A 17,692-nucleotide genomic window follows, 5' to 3' on the forward strand; every position below is an offset into this window, starting at 1 on the left:
AGGATTTGCACATCTCCCAGAGCACCTAGCGTACATCGATGGCATCGTCTACCACCATTCCCAGCACCAGTATCAGCGCTGCCAGTGATACCTGGTGCAGTTCAATGCCCAGGCTATTCATGATGGCAAATGTCAGGGCTACCGTCATAGGAATGGCCATGGCAGCTACCGAGGCAATACGGAGCGGCAGCAGCAGTATTACCACCACAATTACTGAAGCGATGGCCAGGAAAAACTCTTTAATAAAATGGGATATGTTCTCATCTACCAATGTGGGTTGTGAAACCAGTGTAGTCAGCTTAATCTCAGAGGGGATCAGCTTCCGGGCAGCATCGATCTTTTTCTGCACGGCCTTACCGAAGTCCACAATGTTATTCCCTTCATGCATCTGTACACTCAGCATAATGGCTTTATTACCGTTCACAGTAATGATACTTTCAGGCTCCGCGTAATTCCGGGTCAGGTTTGCCACATCGCCCAGTTTTACGATTGCACCGGACGAAGATGTGCCGATGATCTGATCTGCCAGGTCTGCCTGGGTATTGAAATACCCGTTGGTATACAAAGAGGTTTTCCGGGCTTCATTTTTCACTTCTCCCGTTGCAGTAATGTTGTTCTGAGATTGCAGCAACTGCACTACCTGGTCAAGCTGAACACCATATTGCGCCAGTCTTTCAGAGCCGGAAGAAACTACAATTTGTTCCTGCTGGTCGCCTATACGTTTGATCTTCGAAGCAGCAGGCAATGTACGAATCTGTTCTTCCAGCTTCCGGGCATAAGTCTTCAATTCTTCATAACTGGCCTGTTTGCTTTCCAGTGCGATCACCATAGCTTCGGTATCTCCAAAATCGGAGTCTACGATAGGGCCGGTTACTCCTTTAGGCAGGTCCAGCTCTTTTGAGATCAGCAGCTGGTGTCTTAGCTTGCTCCAGAAAATATCCGGTTGCTTCACAGCGGGGGTAAGCTCCACGGTAATCACCGTCATTCCGTCTTTGGTAGTTGACACCGTCTTGGTTTTATCTACTTCTTCGTACTGAAAAAGATATTGTTCCAGCTTTTTTGTAACCTGGTCTTCCACCTGTGCTGAATTAGCACCGGGAAAATAAGCAATGACCAGTCCCTCCCGAATCGTGATCTTAGGATCTTCCCTCCTGGGCATATTCAGCAGGGAGTTCACACCTATGGCAAAAAGCATCAGCAATACTGCCAGTGTAACCTGTTTATATTTAAGTGCAGCTTCTATGAAGTTCATGATTCAGTTATTTTACGATAGTGATGGCCGCTCCATCAGATAATTTTGACTGACCAGCGGTTACAATGTATTCTCCGGCCGCTAATCCGCTTAGTATCCTGATTTTGTTCCCTGATATACCCCCCAGGCTTACTTTACGTTTAAAGGCCTTATTTTGTGCCTTATCTATTACATATACATAACATTGACTGTCCTGGTCACGGACCACACATTCTGCCGGCACTGCAATACCTTCGCTATCTCCCGCGTCACTGATCCGGGCTTCGGCAATCATACCGGGGCGAATCAGGAGTCCTGTATTTTCCACTTCAATTTTTACCATAAAGGCCCTGGAAGCAGCATCTGCTACAGCTCCAACTTCTGTCACCTTTCCCTTAAATGTTTTTTTCAATGCTGCAATGCTGATCGCTGCCGGCTGACCTATACTTACCTGGTGCAACTCGGCCTCGGGTATATAAGCAGAAACAACGACCTTCTGTATATCGGCCACCACGAACAATGGTGTACCTGCGGCAATCACTTCGCCTACTTCTGTTTGTTTGCTTAACAATACACCGGTCAGTGGAGAATACAGGCGGGTATCTGCAAGGTTTTTTGTTTCCAGCTGCTGCTGGAGCCCTGCCTGCTGAAGGGAATGAGTGATCTTTGAGAAATCGCTTTCACTTACGCTTTCTTTTTTGTGCATCAGCTCCAGGCGTTTATACTCGTCTGTTACTGAGCTAAGCTGCACATCAGCAAGTTGTTTGGCAATACTATAATTGGTGGGTTCAAGGCGTGACAGCAACTGCCCTTTGAAAACGGGTTCTCCTTCTTTGCCGGAGATGAATTCAACCTTGCCGGGAACCATAAAACCGAGTTTTACGGTAGTCTTTCCTTCAACAGTGCCGCTCAGGGAAATTTCGTTAGGGAGCTGTTGATTGACCACCGTTTGTACAGATACGTTCAGCGCAGTGTCTGCATTACTTTCAGCCTGCTCTTTAGTGGCTTCACAAGCCATAAAAAACGGTACGATAAGAGACAGGAGGGTCCGATACTTCATAAAAGTATAATTTTAAAAAATTGATGATGTAGGTGGCTAATAAGAGAAGAATTGTTCCTGGACGGTGATATTCTTTATGCCCAGGAAGCGGAGCCGGTGAATGGCATTTTCAGTAAATGACTGGCTTGCAGAAACAATGAAATTTACTGCAGCGACTGTATTGGCATTGATCACCGCTTCAATGCTTTCCTGATTTAATACAGCGTCAAGGCCGGCGGCGATAGTTTCGTAACATACATACAACCTGGCTGGGAAGTGCTTTTCCAGTATATCCAGTTCTTTCTGAAAGAGGAAATTATCCGCATGCAAATAATATAATAGCGTGATCATGATACCCGGATCCCCGGCCAGTTTATCTTTTATTTCCGGAAACACCGAGGCCATCCCGATTTCGTCTGCAAGAAAAATCAAATGAGTGTGCATCATTTCTAAATTTTCAATGCAAAGGACGGAACAATAACCAAGCGATTTTTTATGCTACATTAAAAAGAGAGGGCTAACAGTATATTTGACTTTTTTTTTAAGCCAGATTAAAAAATTGCGGCGGGCATTTATCTCCTGCCTCTTATTACACTTAGGGTTTGCTGGGTGATACCCAGGTAGGAGGCGATCTGGCCAAGCGGGGCCCTGAGTAAGATACCGGGATACATTTCCAGCATAGCAGCATATCGTTGCTCTGCTGTCTGGAACTGGATGGATTCCAGCTTTAATGCAAACATGTCGATCATATCTATAGCAGCAAGAAATAGTATTTTTTGCAGTGCGGGTATTTTGTCGCAGAGTGTCTGCAAATCCTGGTAGGCAATAGTCCTTGTCTTAGTTTGCTCCACTGCTTCCCAGCCGTAAGTATCCGGTCGGCGGTAAAAGATGCTGTCAAGAGCTGCTGTAAAGGTACCTTCGTTGAAAAAGAACTGGGTGATGTCTTTATCTTCTTTGTGGTAAAAGGTTCTGACCAATCCTTTTTCAATATAAAAGACCTTATGTGAATAGCTGCCAGGCTTTATGAGAATGGCTCCTTTGGTATAGGTTTCTGTTTGAAAAGCGTTATTGATCTCGTACGACTCCTCTTCACTGAGGTCTACTTTTGAAGTGATATATTCAAGGAATTCCATTGTTCAATTTTCTGAAAATTAAACAATTTGTTTATTTATTGTGTCAACGAAAGGTTAATAATCCCGGCCAACGTAAACGTACGTTTATTTTGTAACTTTGAAACAGGTAGTCTGACCAATAATGGAAAAAATTGAAATTATAGCAGCCCGGCTAAATCTGCCTGCATCTTTTAAGGATGATTTCCTGTCACAGTCCAGGATAATTCATATTCCGAAAAAAGGGAACTTTGTGAGAGCAGGATCTACCTGCACCTATCTGGGGATAGTTGAGACAGGGGCACTGTATGCACATATTTCAAGTACCGGGGAGGACTTAATCACCGATTTTTTTGTGCCCGGTTCCTTTGTTAGTTATTACCGCAGTTTTCTCACACAACAACCTGCCAGTGGAAGCATTAGTGCGGAAGATGATACGATGGTACGGGTAATTGACTATGATCAATATCGGCTTTTACAACAGTCACTCGAATGGCTAACCTTTTTTAAATATATTTCAGACGGTTTCTTTATTCGAAAATGTACCCGGGAAACTTCTTTTATGAAACTCTCTGCCCAGGAGCGTTACAAACAACTCATCAATCGTTACCCAAAAATTGAACAGCAGTTTCCACAATATAAAATTGCATCCTATCTGGGAATTAAACCGGAAACACTTTCGCGGATCAGAAGTCTTGATCTACATCAAGATGTTCGCATAAAATAAGGGCTATTTTTGGTTAAAACAGCATATGGAGAAACTTAACGTGCTCAGATACCTGCAGATGTGGCTGGATGGTAATAACCTGAACGGCTACACAACCCACCTCCAATATCCGACACCGATATCCCTGACTTTGAACTTACAGCTTATTAATGTAGCATTAGGAGAAGCCTGGATAAAATTAATTACCCACCCCGAACGTCATGGCAACCAACAGGGTACCATACATGGAGGTCTGCTGTGTGAACTGGCCGATGCTGCCATCGGAACAGCGCATTCTACGCGGATCGAAGAGAATGAAAGTTTTACCAGTGTAGATTTGAAGATCAACTTTCTAAGGCCGGTATGGCAGGATACACTGATTGCCCATGCTAAGCCCATACAATCAGGAAAGAGAATCAGTGTTTATTCCTGTAATATTACTAATGATGCTGGCAAACAGGTTGCTTATGTGGTCAGTACTATGATGACTTTGCGTGGCGAGCAGGCAAAAGGTAGATAATAATTCAAAATATTCGTATAATTTTGACCGCGAGCAAATGCAATTAGTACTAACTGTTACAAATCAACCTTATGAAACACATTCATTTTGTATGGGCAATATGCGCTTTATTATTGTTTTCTTCCTGCTATACCGTCAGACCTGCTGGTCACAGTGGCAAAGTGCCTCCCGGCCAAATGAAGAAAGCAACCGGAGCAAAGTCAGCAAGGCAATATGCACCTGGTCATAATAAGTATTAAGTATTCTATAATTACTATTAATTGATTCGAAAAAGCTGTCTCCCAAAGTAGATGAGACAGCTTTTTTTTGCGTCTTCTTCACTTACTCATCCTCATCTTCCAGGTCAGATTCATCAAATTCATCGGTCAGGACTACCCGCTCAATGTATAATGTGCCAATAAACTGCTTAAATTTCTTCCGCATCAGGTCGAAAATTTCTGCCGGGGCTTTGTCCTTTTGGTAGTATAATTTAAATGTTTCAATTGGGATGCCGAGCTCCGCAGCGATAGCTGTATCCGTCAGGGTTTTACCGGCCTCTTGCGCGCGTTCTATTAGTCGGTCGATAGTTGCAGGAAATACTTCTCTTACATTCTCTTTTTTACTTCTCATTGTCAACGGTTTCTTAAAGATTTCGAATCCTATTTTTGGATCGTCAGTTCATAAAAGTAATTAAAACAGAGAAAATGCAGGCGAATTTCGCATTTCATATCTTTATTCGATACTCACCTCCCGCACCGTTTCATTTCCCGGCAAATCTACCGCCACAATTATTAATTTTCCGCCCGGCGGCCGACTGGCCACCTTATAATACCAATCCACTCCATTCCGGCCTAAGGCGGCTTTACCTCTTTCCAGTATGCTACCTGCAGCATCAAGTACGCGTACATCCACTTCCGCTACCCTGAATTCGTTTTTCGCAGTCACTACCACAGTTTCTTCTTCGAACTGAATATTCTGGATTTCAGGAGACCGATAAGCATCCTTCACCGCCATATTATAAGCATTCTGGCCCGGGCCTGCCAGCGACTTATAATAAGCCTTCAGCTCCGGATCTTCCAGGATCGCCACCGCATAAGCCGCCGCTACCCGCATCTTATACCGGGCTTCCAGCTGCTTCTTCGTCGGCTTTTTCTTTGACGGACCGCGTTTCTTCGCCATAATTATTTGCCCGTTCCGCTCGTAAATCGTGATCTGATCGCCCAGCGTACCGCGGACGAGTTGGAGGAGTATATTGTCTTTAACAATAGCCATAAAATCAATTTTGGGGTTATAAGATCAATATTAATGATCTTATCCAAACAATAGTGCAACTTTATTGCTAAATGAGTACTAATACGTCACTAAATCTACACCTCAATATCGAATCGATATAGAAATGTACTTTTAATGTACTTATGGTATACTTATGGCAGTAAGGCTATGCTATATATTCACCAAAAAAAAACTGGCAATGTAATCTGAGATTACATTGCCAGTTTTTTTTATTCATTATCACCTCACTCGTACCTGAAACCCGCTTTCAACCCGCCCACAGATATTGAAAAATCCCCTTTCTCTGTCACCCTTTTCAATTCTGCATTTATAAATGAAAGCCTTTCCTTATTGATTATAAATGAAACGGTCTTAGTCTGCCCCGGCTGCAGCGCAATCTTGTCAAACGCCCGTAAACGCTTCACCTCAGGTGTGATAGAAGCCACTTCGTCACTTATAAAAACTAATACTGTCTCTTTCCCCGCTACCTTCCCACTATTCGTCACATCCACTGATACCGTAAGTGGCTTTGTATCCGTAAGCGTCGTACCACTCAGTTGCAGGTTAGCATAAGAGAACTGTGTATAACTTAACCCATATCCAAACTCCCACTGCGGGTTAAACCCTGCCATTTCATCAAACTTAAGTGTCTCTGTATATTTATGATAATAGTTGATTAGGCTATTGGTAGAACGTGGATAAGTATAAGGCAGTTTCCCGGAAGGATTGATCTTACCCGCCAGTACATCTGCAATCACATTCCCCCCTTCGTTTCCTGCCAGGTAAGCATGAACAACCGCTGCACTCAGTGGTTCTATAGCAGCTATAATACGTGGACGACCTTCTGTCAGTACAAACACAATCGGTTTTCCCGTAGCTGCCAGCGCGCGGGTCAGCTCCACCTGTGCATCTGAGATCCGTAAATCACCAATATTGCCCGGTGTTTCTGTATAGCTGGTTTCACCTATACACAGTACTATCACATCTACATTGGCAGCCTTTGTCACTGCATCCTGAATATCCAGTGTTTTATCAAAATCAACACCTGCACTATATTGTACATTGGCTGCACCAAACACATTGCTGATTGCTTCCAGGATCGTGTTCTTATCCTTTTCTGTTTCATCACTGGTTGTTCCCTGCCACACACGTGACCATCCACCATTTAAAGCGCGCATTGAATTTGCAGCAGGACCTGTTACCAGGATCTTTTTGCCCACTGCCAGCGGAAGGATGTTATTGTTATTTTTGAGTAAGGTGATGCATTCTGCCGCCAGGTCGTAATTCAGTTTATTATGAGCCGCGCTGTTAAACAAAGGATAATCGCCGGCCTTACCTATAGGGTTCTCAAAAAGACCAGTTTCAAATTTTACCCGCAGGATCCTTCTTACCGCATCATCGATGCGTGACATAGGAATCTTTCCTTCTTTTACCAGCGCTATCAGGTCGGTAGTAAAGGTGTAATCTGTAGGAACCATGCTCATGTCGATACCGGCATTAATAGCGATCATAATCGCTTCTTTATTGTCCTTTGCTATCCTGTGACGCTGATAAAGATATTCGATGTCCTGCCAGTCACTTACTACCAGCCCTTTAAATCCCAGTTCACCTTTCAGTATATCGGTCAAAATATGTTTATTAGCATGTACAGGTACCCCATTGATCTCCGCACTGTTTACCATTACACTCTTTGCGCCAGCTTTTACTGCGGCAGCAAATTGTGGCAGAAAGTATTCCCTCAGTTCTCTTTCCGGTATCCAGGCAGGTGTACGATCATGCCCGCTCAATGGCATACTATACCCCATATAGTGTTTGAGACAGGCAGCTACATGGTATTTGTCAGTCACTACATCATCGCCCTGGTATCCCTGCACCACTGCTTTGCCCATTTCACTAACCAGGTAAGGATCTTCTCCATAGGTTTCCCAGATACGGGGCCATACAGGCTGGCGGCCAAGGTCCAGCACCGGACTAAAATTCCAGGGAATAAATGATGCACGGGTTTCATACGCGGTGACTGCTGCAGCCTGCCTGGCCATTGCAGGATTAAAGGAAGCTGCCTGTGCAATCTGCTGCGGAAACATCACTGAATTTGATGTATAATTATTCCCCCTGATGGCATCAACACCGTACAGTACCGGGATTTTGAGGCGTTCCTGCAGTGCAGCTTTCTGGATAGCTGCTATCCTGTTCTGCCAGACTTCCACCGTTTGCGCATTGCCACCCACATTCAATATTGAACCTACTTTATATTTTTTGATGGCTTCTTCTAATTTGGCCATATCAAATTCATGCGGTTCGTTTACAGCACCATTTGTAGTTTTAAGAAAGGCTTCCACACTGATCTGCGTCATCTGCCCCGCCTTTTCTTCGAGTGTCATTTTTGCTAACAGGGCATCCACTTTCTGATCGATGGATTGGGTGTAACCATTGAATGCGGCCGCAATAATCGCAACCAGTAAGAGTAGTTTTTTCATAACTTATTTTGAATTAATGTATAGGAGCGGATAATGTTCCAGGTAAGGCGATCTGTATCGAAAACGGAGTTTAAACCCTGCTCTTCCTGTGGCGGATCTCCCATCAGGTCATCTCCTTCTTTCCAGAATATTTGCCCGGGTACTGGCCTTGCAGTTCCTGCAAATGCCCAGAAATTACATCCTGCAATCACACCTCCCTGTTCCCGGCTTCTGGCCCATTCCGCAAAGACGACATCATACAATCTTTCCCGTGAATGGGCGGAAGATGCCGGGTCAAATGAATGCTGGTCGCGGGGCAGGCCAAACTCTTCTACTACCAGTGGTTTATCCAGTTTATAGGCGATTGCTTCATGCTGCCGGATGTATTGTTGTGTCTTTGCTATCAATTCGGGTAAACTGCCTGCTATGCTGGTATCCTTGAACCAGCCCCAGTTTTTGGGCCAGATATGTATGGTTAAATAATCGACCTCTTCGGGCTGGTGCACTTCTTTGAACAGGTCTGCCGATTCATCTGTACCCATCATACCTTCTGTACCAAGGGTTACCAGGTGATTGCGGTCTATCGATTTGATCAGTCTGGCCACGGATGCAGTCCACTGCCTGTACTTATCCACAGCTGTGGTGAGCATAGGCCGTGGTTCATTGGCCAATTCCCAGGCCATTATAGACGGTTCGTCAATATACTTATGTTTTGTATATTTATTGACATGATTTAATACCAGTCGTAACTGATTCTCGTAATCCTGCTGGCAGGGCGTGCAGGCATAGAATTGGCTGGTATACTCCCGGAGGTCGTTCCAGTTCAGTTTATGCTGCATGGTGGAATCTGAAATCACCCTATTCCAGTTGAGGTATTGTAAAAAACCACCACTCCATTCCCAGTTATTACTCAGGAACAATACGGCATACATCTTCCTTTTGCCCATTTCGTACAGCAGGTAGTCAAGACCATCCAGTATCTCCATATTGAATTTACCCTGCTCATACTGGAAGGCTGGTTTTACCCGCTCTACGCCATTTACCAACCCTTTCCCCTCTGTTCCGACTAGTACCCGCAAGTTGTTCACTCCCTGACTTTCCAGGAAATCCAGCTCTCGCTTTAGCCGTTCTTTCCCGTTTTTCTGCAGGGCAAGCAAACCACCGTACCAGTAGTTGGTGCCAATGTAGTAATAAGGTTTATTGTGAAGAGAAAACTGATGCCCGGATCTGGTGATAAATCCATTTTGAGCGATCGTCGTATCTGTGCATAGCGTAAGGAGGATAATGGCCAGTAGCACAGGGGCCTTCATTGTAAAACGTGGCATTACTTTTAAAATTAGTTAACTTTTCAAAAGTAGGCCAACTTATGGCACAGGTGTAGTACTTTTTTATCTATTTCATTGCTTTTAAAGCATAGATGAAGCATAAATCCTTTCCCAATTTTAACATTCCATATACAATCTGAATACTAATTTACACCCAACCCGGAAACGTACCTATAAAACAGAACCCATCATATGCAGAAAAATATTGCTGTACTGGCTTTGATATTTTCCACGTTATCAAGTATACAAGCCCTGTCCCAGCATAAGTATACCATTAGCGGAATTATTCGTGACAAAACTACCGGCGAAACCTTGATAGGTGCTTCCATACGTATTCTTCCACAGGCTAAATACAGCAGTACCAGCAACAACTATGGCTTTTTTGCCATCGTGGTTCCGGAAGGTGCTTATACAATGGTGATCAGTTATACAGGATATAAACCAGATACCATAACCATTCCATTAACGAAAGACCTGATGCGGAATGTTTTGCTTGTGCCCACCAGCGGCCAGCTTTCTGAAATTGTCATTACCTCCGCCGCCAGTCATGACAGGTTGACTACTGCACAAATGGGCACGCAAAAAATCAGTACTGCCGAAATTGCAAATGTGCCGGTATTTCTTGGGGAAAAAGATGTGATCAAAACAATACAATTGCTACCCGGTGTGAAGGCAGGCGGTGAAGGCAGCGGCGGATTTTACGTGCGTGGTGGCAACATCGACGAAAACCTGCTGTTGCTGGATGAAGTACCGGTATACAATGCAACGCACCTGCTCGGTTTCTTTTCTACCTTCAACTCGGATGCGATCAAAGACCTCACACTTTACAAAGGTGCCAGTCCTGCGGAATATGGGGGTCGTCTTTCTTCCGTCGTTGATATCAGGACCAAAGATGGTAATAACCAGGAGTTCCATGGCAGCGGCGGACTTGGTATCATTGCCTCTCACTTAAACTTCGAAGGCCCTATTGTAAAAGACAAAGGTTCCTTTATGATCAGCGCCCGTCGTACTTATGCCGACGTTTTTCTGAAACTGTCTTCTAATGAAGATGCCAAAAATTCCAGTCTTTACTTTTACGATATCAATGCAAAGGCGAATTATAACCTGGATGATCATAACAGGATCTTCCTTTCATTCTATAATGGAAAAGACAACCTGAAACTATCTGATGATTTAGCTCTTTACTATGGCAATACAACGGGTACATTCAGATGGAATCACAATTTCAACAGTCACCTGTTTTCCAATACTACCCTCTCTTATAGCGATTATAGTCATCACATAGAGGTGGCAGATAATTCAAGTAATACAAAGATCATTTCCCAGATCAGGGACTTTGCCCTCAAAGAAGACTTTCAATATTTCATGACTGGCGATGACAAAATAAACTTTGGTATCACGGCTACACATCATACACTCAATCCCGGTCTGGTAGATGCCAGCAAGTCTTCCAGCTACAATTCTGAAACACTGGATAAGAAATATGCGCTGGAAAGTGCCGCCTATATTAATCATGAAAAAGGGTTAGGCAAATGGAAAATCAATTATGGCCTGCGACTCTCTGTCTTCAATGTATTTGGTCCCGGTGTTTTTTATACATTCGATGCTGCAGGCGATGCGACCGATTCTACACGTTACTCCTCCGGCCAGCTGGTGAAGACATACGTGAACCTGGAACCACGTGCTGCTGCAAGCTATCAGTTAGACACTGTTAGTTCCCTGAAAATCGCCTATTCAAGAAACACACAGAACGTGCACCTGATCACTAATTCAGCATCAACCAGCCCTACCGACCTCTGGATACTGAGCAGCCCGAATGTAAAACCGGAAATAGCCGACCAGGTATCTTTGGGGTACTATCGTGATCTCAGTAATAGTCGTTATGAGTTTTCTTCTGAAATTTATTATAAACGACTGCAACACCAGATTGACTTTAAAGATGGAGCAGCATTAACCGTCAACAATTATATAGAGTCACAGTTACTTTATGGAAAAGGCCGGGCCTATGGCCTGGAACTTTTTGCCAAGAAAAAATCCGGCCGGCTCACAGGCTGGATCAGTTATACACTATCCCGTACCGAGCGGCAGGTAGATAAAATCAACAACGGTAGCTGGTATCCTGCTCACCAGGATCAGACACATAATATTGCCATTGTATCTATTTACCAGCTGAACAAAAAAGTCTCTCTTTCTGCCAATTGGGTATACAATACAGGGAATGCAGTAACTTATCCCAGTGGTAAATACGAGATCAACGGGCAGACGGTGTTCCTGTATACTGAGAGAAATGGCTACCGTATGCCGGCCTATCATCGCCTGGATGTGGGGGTTACCATAGCTGGCAAACAAAAGAAACGCTGGAACAGCAACTGGAACTTTTCTGTTTATAATGCGTATGGGAAACAAAATCCTTACTTCATAGAATTCAAAAATGACCCGAGGAATTCGGCCCATACTATCGCTCAGCAAACAGCACTTTTCCGCTGGGTACCTTCTATTACTTATAATTTCTCATTTTAGTATGAAGACGAACCTTATTGCACTTGCAATCCTATTACTGGCCAGCTGTACAAAGACGATTGATGTAAATCTCAGAACAGCAGCTTCGCAGATCGTGATTCAGGGGAACATTACCAACCAGGGCAGCCCCTATTATATAAAGATTAATAAATCGGTATCTTTTGATGCAGAGAATATTTATCCTGCTGTTTCTGGTGCTACAGTGAGCGTTTTAGACAGCAATACCAACAGGCGATATTATTTTACTGAATCGGGCGATGAGGGGTATTATATAAACAACAACATGTATGGCCAGGTTGGCCATACTTACAAGTTGTCAGTGATTGTAGATGGTACTGAATATACTGCCAGTTCTACCATGCCGGATTTTGTAGGACTGGATGAGGTAACTTTTACACGTACCAAAATTTTTAACCAGGTAAGGAATTTACCGCAGGTGAACTTTACGGATCCTGCCGGGGTCACCAACTATTATGTTTTTACATTGCTGGTAAACAGTGTTCCCTACAAGGCCTTTTATGCGCTGGACGACAGGTTGACGGATGGAAATAATATCAGGCAGCAGCTGTACATGGATAGTGCATACATACAGCCAAATGATTTTGTGACGGTGGTGATGGGAAGTGTGGATAAGAACGTTTATAACTATTTCAATGTGCTGCAAGGGAATGGAGGGGCATCAGGCACTACGCCATCAAACCCTCCGTCTAATATTTCGAATAATGCATTGGGATATTTTAGCGCGGAATGTGTGGATATAAAGTCGATAACGTTTTAAACTTCAATTATTAACTTCTCCCCGGTAAATAATACAACAACCCACAATTGATCAAAAAGAGAACCAACGATCCTATAAATGCAGGAATGGCAATTCCCTGGTTATGATCCAGGGCATTGTTCAACCCATTATACAACAACCAGATCTGGATTGTTACATTTAAGATCAGCAACATGGTAATAGCCAGCATCAATGTGCTGGTTTTATTGGGATGGGCCTGATTCTGTGCCCGGCGAAAATTACTCATAGCAATTAAATTAAGCACCTGTTACAAAAATATCATTCCCCTTTACCTGCACTTCCAACCGTGGAAGTGGCCTTGGCGGAGGCCCCTGCACCACCTCACCCGTCATCGCATCGAACCATCCGTTATGACAGGGACATTCTATTTTCCCTGTACCCGGTTTATAAAACACCGCGCAGGAAAGATGGGTACATTTTTGTTCATATGCCTTGAACTCACCATTTTCAAGATGTATCAGGATGTAAGGCGTAGAACTGCCTTCCAGTACAAATGCCCTGGTGCCCCCTACCGGCAGCTCATCTTTGCTGCATACCCGATGTGTTCCTATTACTTTCTTTTCCGAAAACAAAGCCGATTTAACAGCTACAAATGCACTGCCTGTAGCCAACCCACCTGATACCAGGCAGAGGAATTTTGCAAACTGCCGGCGGGTCACATCTGTCGTATCCGCCTGACTGATGGGAAACTCACTTTTCCAATCAGGGATTTTCTCATTCATAGTTCTTTAATTATAGATTAGTCTACCTTCAGCATAGTTGATCCTTTGGGCATCATGATGTTCACCTTGGTCTTTACCTGTAATTGTCCAAACTGGAAAGTATTGATCGGCACACTGTTAGGCCGCATTCTCCGCATGTCTTCGCGGGTGCCATAGTACAAGGCCTGGCTGGGACATACGGTGGCACACATGGGCTTTTTGCCTGCACTGGTGCGGTCGTAACACATGTTGCACTTCATCATCATGTCGTAACTCTCTTCCTTGAAAGGCACTCCGAACGGACAAGCCATCACACAATTGGAACAACCAATACAGCGGGCTGTATTTGCTGTATGCACCACCCCAAAATCATCTTTGCTGATGGCATCTGCAGGGCATACATTGGCACATACCGGATCATCGCAATGCATACATACCTGCACAGTGGTTTGTATGGTTACAGCACGCTCTACATAATTCACATGGATCATAGATTGCTGACCATTGGTCTCACATTCTGCACATGCAGCTTCGCAGGCTTTGCAACCAATGCATCGCTGCATATCCACAAAAAATTCCATCTCGGTTTTGTAGTAGGATGTCATGCGATCTTTTTTTACGATTAGATACTATCATAAGCATGCGGTGATGGCGCTGCTTGCCGCAAAGGAACCAGCTTGCAGGCGCATACTTTGAATTCAGGTATTTTAGAAATAGGATCCAGTGTTCCCGGCGTCAACTGGTTTGCTGATTTGCGGCCCGGCCAGTGGTAGGGAACAAAGACTGTATCCTTGCGAATGGTTTCTACAATATTGGCAGGAAATTCAGCTTCTCCCCTTCTTGTAACCACACGTACTAATTCGCGCTGGGTGATGCCATATTTAGCCGCCAGTTCAGGATGTATTTCCAATAACGGTTCCGGATATTGGTTCACCAGTTTGCCAATACGCCGGGTTTGCGTACCACTCAGGTATTGCGATACCACCCTGCCCGTTGTCAATACAATCGGGTATTCTGCATCCACTACCTCGCCGGGATCTTTATATACTACGGGGTTGAAATGTGCTTTACCATCGGCAGTGGCGAATTTTCTATCTTCCCATAACCTGGGTGTACCCGGATGATCTAGTGACGGGCATGGCCAGAACACGCCCATGTTCGCTTCGATCTTTTCGTAAGTGATGCCATAATAGTCAGCCGTACCGCCTTTGGAAGCTACCCGCAGTTCGTTAAAAATATCTTCACTGTTGTTGTAATTAAACTTGTCGCCGGCGCCTAAGCGTTTTGCTAATTCAAGAATAATAGATGTATCTGTATGTGCCTGCCCCGGTGGTGTAACGGCCTGCCGTATACGGGTCACGCGACCTTCGGCAGTAGTGACTGTTCCTTCTTCTTCTTCCTGCAGTGAACCGGGGAATATTATATCTGCATGGCGGGCAGTTTCGTTCAGGAAAAAATCGATGGTTGCATAGAATTCCAGTTTCTCCAATGCTTCCCGTACATAGTTATTATTGGGTAGTGAAACCAATGGATTGAAACAGAGGGATATCAATCCTTTTACTTCCCCCCTGTGAATGGCTTCTATCAGCTCATATGCCGTTAACCCTGCTCCTGGCAGGTCTTTTTCGTCAATGCCCCATACTTCGGCAATGTACCTGCGATGTGCAGGATTACTAATATCACGGTTGCCCGGCAACTGATCGCATTTGTGACCATGTTCCCTGCCGCCCTGGCCATTGCCCTGACCGGTGATGGTGGCATAACCACAATAGGGTTTACCAATTCGCCCGGTGGCTAATACGAGGTTGATGCAACCCAGTACATTGTCCACACCTTTGGAATGGTGTTCAATGCCCCGGGCATGCAATAAGAAACTGGTGGCTGCTTTGCCCCACCATTCCGCTGCTGTGGCAATCTTCTCTTTGGCAATGCCTGTTACCTGCTCTGCCCATTCCAGTGAATAATCTTTTACTGCATCGATGGTTTGCTGAAAACCGGTGGTGTGATTGTCGATAAAATCATGATCCAGCATATCTCTTTCCACCATGTAATGAAGCATGGCACCATATAGTGCAGAGTCCGTGCCGGGCCTGATATCTAAATGCAGGTCAGCTGTTCGTGCCAGTGGGATGACCCGGGGATCGACTACGATCAGTTTGGCACCATTGTCTCTTGCCTGCCAGATCCAATGAGTCAGGGTAGGAAAGGTTTCGCTTACATTCGCGCCGGCTACTAAAATGACTTCGGCCTTACTGAGGTCTGAATAATTGTTGGAACCACGGTCCAGTCCAAATGCCTTTTTATTTCCCGCACCGGCACTCACCATACAAAGACGACCGTTATAATCGAGGTTGCGTGTTTTCAGCGCGACCCGGGCAAATTTTCCTACCAGGTAACTTTTTTCGTTCGTAATAGATACGCCCGAAAGCATGGCAAATGCATCGTTACCATATGTTTGTTGAATACGTTTTATTTCGGAGATGGTTTTATCCATCGAATCTTCCCAGCTGATGGGTTTGAAGCCCACGCCTTCCACCCGTTGCAAGGGTTCCAGCAACCGGTCGGGATGGTTGTTCTGCAGGTAGCGCTGTACACCTTTGGGGCACAGTCTTCCTTCATTGAAAGGGAACTCCATCCAGGGATCGAACCCTACTACCTTATTATGTTTCACCAGCAATTTTATGCCACACTGCATGCCACAAAAGCAGCAATGGGTTTCCACTACTTTGTCGGGTTCATCTCTTCCAATGTACCCTTCCTGCGGAGCAAAGTTTAGATGAGGACCAAATTGCTCAATGATTTTTTCCGCACTGACTGGTAATTTTGCCATGGTATCTGTTTCTGATTAATCAATTCAACCAAAGAATTTGCCGCTCTCCTCACGGGCTTTGAGGTGTGCCTTTGCAAGGGCAGACCTTTTTCCTTCAGGACTCAGGTCCAGATGTGAAGTACCATCTGCCAGCGTAAAATCAAAACCCAGTTCTTTGGTGACTGTTTTAAGGTCGTCTATATGCATCTGGGTAGCGAATGGTTGATGGGTATGCGGGCATATAGCCATTCCTTTTTTCATACCTTCTTTCTTATATAGATGGGCGCCAATCTGAGCCGGTCGCTGTATGATATGAAAGAATTTCCCGAAAGGTATCCAAACCAGGAAAAGTATAACTGTCACCGCATGGGTGACTGCCATAAACTCGTACGTCTTCCCTTTCAAAAACTCATAATCGTAAGTCAATCCCAGCCCGGTCACCGAAATACTAATCAGCAGCACTAACGGCAACCAGTCGCCCTCAAAGGTCTGGGTCGCTATCAGTCCTGCATGGGTTAACCGGCGGCGCATAAATAATATACAGCCTAAAATAACGAGCCAGGAACACCAGTTGAGGATATGAAAAATAAAGAACGCCATCCAGGAGCCGAGCTTAAACTCCATTACTTTAAAGCCAAAAAGATGTGCTTCGTAAAGACTGGTATCTGCAGGATTCATGGTAAAATGGATCCAGCCAAGGGTGAGTGGAATAGTAACAGAGAAAGCCAGCAGGCAACCTGTAGCCAGCAAAAAGTGGCCCCACCACCTGGTCTTACCACGGGGATAAATGAACCGCTGAAAGGCAATATTGCGTACCAGTTTCTGAACCGATAAGCCTGCATATCCCACAAAGCTTTTTGAAAATAACAGCTGCCAGCCCCGCTTAAAATACATCCAGGTAGGAGGTCGTTGCAACCATATGCAATAACGATAAATGATTCCGAAGAGGGCGAATAGGGTACCGAATAAGTAAGCGATCAAAGCAGCATCAAAATTCTGCAGCTTTCGTGAACCATAGAATACTAAGAACACAGTGACAATGCAACAGCATAACGCAACGAGAAATGCTTTTTTGTTGAGATGGAATCGCATAATTACCAGATTGTGTATAAATGGCTTCCAAAAAACATGATATAAATCACATGATTTGATCAAGTTTATAGTAAATTAATGAATTATTTTGTATTCCACATCATAAAAAGTGTGCCCTGATATTTATCATTATT

At 44.5% G+C, this 17,692-nt stretch carries 18 protein-coding genes; 5 read left to right on the forward strand and 13 right to left on the reverse strand.

Features of this window, described 5'->3' with window-relative positions; translation table 11 throughout:
- Positions 1-25 precede the first annotated feature (25 nt).
- From ABDW16_RS17320 to ABDW16_RS17335, 4 genes are all read right to left on the reverse strand, one after another.
- Positions 26-1,252, reverse strand: a complete 1,227-nt coding sequence (locus tag ABDW16_RS17320) for an efflux RND transporter permease subunit (protein ID WP_343671438.1) — start codon at positions 1,250-1,252, stop codon at positions 26-28.
- Positions 1,253-1,259: 7 nt separating this feature from the next.
- Complete coding sequence (locus ABDW16_RS17325; RefSeq protein WP_343671440.1) at positions 1,260-2,291, reverse strand: efflux RND transporter periplasmic adaptor subunit; 1,032 nt, start codon at positions 2,289-2,291, stop codon at positions 1,260-1,262.
- A gap of 36 nt (positions 2,292-2,327) precedes the next feature.
- The gene (locus ABDW16_RS17330; protein WP_343671442.1) at positions 2,328-2,717 is read right to left on the reverse strand and encodes a hypothetical protein; all 390 of its coding nucleotides are present in this window, start codon (positions 2,715-2,717) and stop codon (positions 2,328-2,330) included.
- 125 nt (positions 2,718-2,842) lie between these two features.
- Positions 2,843-3,403 (reverse strand): Crp/Fnr family transcriptional regulator, encoded by a 561-nt coding sequence (locus ABDW16_RS17335; RefSeq protein WP_343671444.1) that lies wholly within the window; start codon positions 3,401-3,403, stop codon positions 2,843-2,845.
- A gap of 121 nt (positions 3,404-3,524) precedes the next feature.
- On the opposite strand from ABDW16_RS17335, the gene ABDW16_RS17340 reads away from it, so the two are divergent.
- From ABDW16_RS17340 to ABDW16_RS17350, 3 genes are all read left to right on the forward strand, one after another.
- A complete protein-coding gene (locus ABDW16_RS17340; RefSeq protein ID WP_343671446.1) occupies positions 3,525-4,106 on the forward strand; it encodes a Crp/Fnr family transcriptional regulator in 582 nt (193 codons plus the stop codon).
- A gap of 25 nt (positions 4,107-4,131) precedes the next feature.
- Positions 4,132-4,605, forward strand: coding sequence for a PaaI family thioesterase (locus ABDW16_RS17345; protein ID WP_343671448.1), 474 nt, complete (start codon positions 4,132-4,134; stop codon positions 4,603-4,605).
- Between the two features lie 71 nt (positions 4,606-4,676).
- Positions 4,677-4,844 carry a hypothetical protein gene (locus ABDW16_RS17350; RefSeq protein ID WP_343671450.1) on the forward strand — a complete coding sequence of 56 codons (168 nt, stop codon included), beginning with the start codon at positions 4,677-4,679 and terminating at the stop codon, positions 4,842-4,844.
- Between the two features lie 82 nt (positions 4,845-4,926).
- Here the strand turns inward: ABDW16_RS17350 and ABDW16_RS17355 are convergent, their stop codons facing one another.
- From ABDW16_RS17355 to ABDW16_RS17370, 4 genes are all read right to left on the reverse strand, one after another.
- A complete protein-coding gene (locus ABDW16_RS17355) occupies positions 4,927-5,214 on the reverse strand; it encodes a hypothetical protein (protein ID WP_343671452.1) in 288 nt (95 codons plus the stop codon).
- A gap of 102 nt (positions 5,215-5,316) precedes the next feature.
- Positions 5,317-5,856, reverse strand: coding sequence for a hypothetical protein (locus ABDW16_RS17360; protein WP_343671454.1), 540 nt, complete (start codon positions 5,854-5,856; stop codon positions 5,317-5,319).
- Positions 5,857-6,101: 245 nt separating this feature from the next.
- Positions 6,102-8,333 carry a glycoside hydrolase family 3 N-terminal domain-containing protein gene (locus tag ABDW16_RS17365; protein WP_343671456.1) on the reverse strand — a complete coding sequence of 744 codons (2,232 nt, stop codon included), beginning with the start codon at positions 8,331-8,333 and terminating at the stop codon, positions 6,102-6,104.
- Positions 8,330-9,637, reverse strand: a complete 1,308-nt coding sequence (locus tag ABDW16_RS17370) for a cellulase family glycosylhydrolase (RefSeq protein WP_343671458.1) — start codon at positions 9,635-9,637, stop codon at positions 8,330-8,332. The genes ABDW16_RS17365 and ABDW16_RS17370 overlap by 4 nt, the downstream gene beginning before the upstream one ends.
- A 192-nt stretch (positions 9,638-9,829) precedes the next feature.
- On the opposite strand from ABDW16_RS17370, the gene ABDW16_RS17375 reads away from it, so the two are divergent.
- Both ABDW16_RS17375 and ABDW16_RS17380 read left to right on the forward strand, forming a co-directional pair.
- The gene (locus ABDW16_RS17375; protein WP_343671460.1) at positions 9,830-12,157 is read left to right on the forward strand and encodes a TonB-dependent receptor; all 2,328 of its coding nucleotides are present in this window, start codon (positions 9,830-9,832) and stop codon (positions 12,155-12,157) included.
- Position 12,158: 1 nt separating this feature from the next.
- Positions 12,159-12,935 (forward strand): DUF4249 family protein, encoded by a 777-nt coding sequence (locus tag ABDW16_RS17380; protein WP_343671462.1) that lies wholly within the window; start codon positions 12,159-12,161, stop codon positions 12,933-12,935.
- A 10-nt stretch (positions 12,936-12,945) separates the two neighbouring features.
- On the opposite strand, the gene ABDW16_RS17385 is transcribed toward ABDW16_RS17380, so the two are convergent.
- The 5 genes from ABDW16_RS17385 to ABDW16_RS17405 are packed head-to-tail and all read right to left on the reverse strand — an operon-like array spanning position 12,946 to position 17,558.
- Positions 12,946-13,182: a DUF6755 family protein gene (locus tag ABDW16_RS17385; protein WP_343671463.1), complete on the reverse strand. Its 237-nt coding sequence runs from the start codon at positions 13,180-13,182 to the stop codon at positions 12,946-12,948.
- Between the two features lie 10 nt (positions 13,183-13,192).
- Complete coding sequence (locus ABDW16_RS17390) at positions 13,193-13,678, reverse strand: Rieske (2Fe-2S) protein (protein WP_343671464.1); 486 nt, start codon at positions 13,676-13,678, stop codon at positions 13,193-13,195.
- A gap of 17 nt (positions 13,679-13,695) precedes the next feature.
- Entirely contained in the window at positions 13,696-14,262 is a 567-nt protein-coding gene (locus tag ABDW16_RS17395) for a 4Fe-4S dicluster domain-containing protein (RefSeq protein ID WP_343671465.1), read from the reverse strand.
- 17 nt (positions 14,263-14,279) lie between these two features.
- A complete protein-coding gene (locus ABDW16_RS17400) occupies positions 14,280-16,487 on the reverse strand; it encodes a molybdopterin oxidoreductase family protein (RefSeq protein ID WP_343671466.1) in 2,208 nt (735 codons plus the stop codon).
- 24 nt (positions 16,488-16,511) lie between these two features.
- The gene (locus ABDW16_RS17405) at positions 16,512-17,558 is read right to left on the reverse strand and encodes a hypothetical protein (protein ID WP_343671468.1); all 1,047 of its coding nucleotides are present in this window, start codon (positions 17,556-17,558) and stop codon (positions 16,512-16,514) included.
- Positions 17,559-17,692: the final 134 nt, after the last annotated feature.

The organism is Chitinophaga sp. (assembly GCF_039596135.1).
Taxonomy (GTDB): domain Bacteria; phylum Bacteroidota; class Bacteroidia; order Chitinophagales; family Chitinophagaceae; genus Chitinophaga.

Excerpts from the sequence above, each read along its gene's own strand:
- ABDW16_RS17320 (WP_343671438.1), bottom strand. The coding sequence starts at position 1,252 with ATGAACTTCATAGAAGCTGCACTTAAATATAAACAGGTTACACTGGCA.
- ABDW16_RS17325 (WP_343671440.1), bottom strand. The coding sequence starts at position 2,291 with ATGAAGTATCGGACCCTCCTGTCTCTTATCGTACCGTTTTTTATGGCT.
- ABDW16_RS17330 (WP_343671442.1), bottom strand. The coding sequence starts at position 2,717 with ATGATGCACACTCATTTGATTTTTCTTGCAGACGAAATCGGGATGGCC.
- ABDW16_RS17335 (WP_343671444.1), bottom strand. The coding sequence starts at position 3,403 with ATGGAATTCCTTGAATATATCACTTCAAAAGTAGACCTCAGTGAAGAG.
- ABDW16_RS17340 (WP_343671446.1), top strand. The coding sequence starts at position 3,525 with ATGGAAAAAATTGAAATTATAGCAGCCCGGCTAAATCTGCCTGCATCT.
- ABDW16_RS17345 (WP_343671448.1), top strand. The coding sequence starts at position 4,132 with ATGGAGAAACTTAACGTGCTCAGATACCTGCAGATGTGGCTGGATGGT.
- ABDW16_RS17350 (WP_343671450.1), top strand. The coding sequence starts at position 4,677 with ATGAAACACATTCATTTTGTATGGGCAATATGCGCTTTATTATTGTTT.
- ABDW16_RS17355 (WP_343671452.1), bottom strand. The coding sequence starts at position 5,214 with ATGAGAAGTAAAAAAGAGAATGTAAGAGAAGTATTTCCTGCAACTATC.
- ABDW16_RS17360 (WP_343671454.1), bottom strand. The coding sequence starts at position 5,856 with ATGGCTATTGTTAAAGACAATATACTCCTCCAACTCGTCCGCGGTACG.
- ABDW16_RS17365 (WP_343671456.1), bottom strand. The coding sequence starts at position 8,333 with ATGAAAAAACTACTCTTACTGGTTGCGATTATTGCGGCCGCATTCAAT.
- ABDW16_RS17370 (WP_343671458.1), bottom strand. The coding sequence starts at position 9,637 with ATGCCACGTTTTACAATGAAGGCCCCTGTGCTACTGGCCATTATCCTC.
- ABDW16_RS17375 (WP_343671460.1), top strand. The coding sequence starts at position 9,830 with ATGCAGAAAAATATTGCTGTACTGGCTTTGATATTTTCCACGTTATCA.
- ABDW16_RS17380 (WP_343671462.1), top strand. The coding sequence starts at position 12,159 with ATGAAGACGAACCTTATTGCACTTGCAATCCTATTACTGGCCAGCTGT.
- ABDW16_RS17385 (WP_343671463.1), bottom strand. The coding sequence starts at position 13,182 with ATGAGTAATTTTCGCCGGGCACAGAATCAGGCCCATCCCAATAAAACC.
- ABDW16_RS17390 (WP_343671464.1), bottom strand. The coding sequence starts at position 13,678 with ATGAATGAGAAAATCCCTGATTGGAAAAGTGAGTTTCCCATCAGTCAG.
- ABDW16_RS17395 (WP_343671465.1), bottom strand. The coding sequence starts at position 14,262 with ATGACATCCTACTACAAAACCGAGATGGAATTTTTTGTGGATATGCAG.
- ABDW16_RS17400 (WP_343671466.1), bottom strand. The coding sequence starts at position 16,487 with ATGGCAAAATTACCAGTCAGTGCGGAAAAAATCATTGAGCAATTTGGT.
- ABDW16_RS17405 (WP_343671468.1), bottom strand. The coding sequence starts at position 17,558 with ATGCGATTCCATCTCAACAAAAAAGCATTTCTCGTTGCGTTATGCTGT.